The sequence below is a fragment of the Aeromicrobium camelliae genome, assembly GCF_003850045.1.
Lineage (GTDB): Bacteria > Actinomycetota > Actinomycetes > Propionibacteriales > Nocardioidaceae > Aeromicrobium > Aeromicrobium camelliae.
Genome location: NZ_RQJX01000035.1, coordinates 1 through 1,065 on the forward strand (window position 1 = coordinate 1; position 1,065 = coordinate 1,065).

Genomic DNA, 1,065 nt, shown 5'->3' on the forward strand with positions numbered 1-1,065 from the left:
TGAGGACCGGGTTCTCACGGTAGTGGCTAGCGGGCTGGGATGCCCAGTGGTTGGTCTCGAACTCGGCCGGCGGGACGAGCCCGGGGCTGCTGCAGGGATCTGTGACATCTGAGATCGCTTGACCGGTGGTCAGGCTGGAAGGATGTTGTTGTGCCCAAGCCCTATCCCCGAGAGTTCCGTGAGGACGTTGTCAGAGTGGCGCGGAATCGCGATAAGGACGTCACGCTGGCGCAGATCGCGTCTGACTTCGGGATCCATGAGATGACCCTGTCGAAGTGGCTGCGTCGAGCCGATGTGGAGGACGGCGTCAAGCCTGGGGTCAGGAGCGATGAGGCTCGTGAGAACCGCGAGCTGAAACGCCGAGTTCGGCTGCTGGAGCAGGAGAACGAGGTCCTGCGCCGGGCTGCTGCCTATCTGTCCCAGGCTCAGCTGCCGGGAAAAGGCTCTACCCGCTCGTGAGAGAGCTCGCCGCGACCGGCGCCCAGATTCGGGTGCCGGTCACGGTGTCGTGTCGGGTGTTGAAGCTCCATCGCCAGCACTACTACGCCTGGCTGGCCAACCCGGTGACCGATGCTGAGTGGGCCGAGGCGCACCTGGCGAACGCGATCTTCGACGCGCACCGCGACGACCCGGAATTCGGCTATCGGTTCTTGACCGATGAGGTTCGCGATGCCGGCTTCACCGTCTGCGAGCGGACGGTCTGGCGGGTCTGCGCCGAGAACGGCTGGTGGAGCGTGTTCGGCAAGCCCAAGAGCCGCAAACGCGGCAAGGTCGCCGCCCCCGCCCACGACGATCTCGTGCGCCGCCAGTTCCGCGCCGAGGCCCCGAACCGGATCTGGTTGACCGATCTGACCGAGCACCGCACCCGCGAGGGCAAGGTCTATCTCTGCGCGATCAAGGACGTCTGGTCCAACCGGATCGTGGGATACTCCATCAGCGACCGGATGGAGTCGGTGATCGTCGTCGATGCGCTCGAGTCGGCGGTCGCTCGCAGGGCCGGTGACGTGAGCGGCTGCGTGCTGCATTCAGACCGCGGAGGCCAATTCCGCAGCCGGAAACTGCAGC

2 protein-coding genes are annotated in these 1,065 nt (G+C 65.6%); both read left to right on the plus strand.

Annotation, left to right across the window (positions count from 1 at the left end; genetic code table 11):
* Positions 1 to 150: 150 nt before the first annotated feature.
* Positions 151 to 459, plus strand: coding sequence for a transposase (locus tag EHW97_RS15610; RefSeq protein ID WP_208002085.1), 309 nt, complete (start codon positions 151 to 153; stop codon positions 457 to 459).
* A gap of 56 nt (positions 460 to 515) precedes the next feature.
* Positions 516 to 1,065, plus strand: a 550-nt coding sequence (locus EHW97_RS15165) for a DDE-type integrase/transposase/recombinase (RefSeq protein ID WP_208002086.1), incomplete at its 3' end; no start/stop codon positions are given.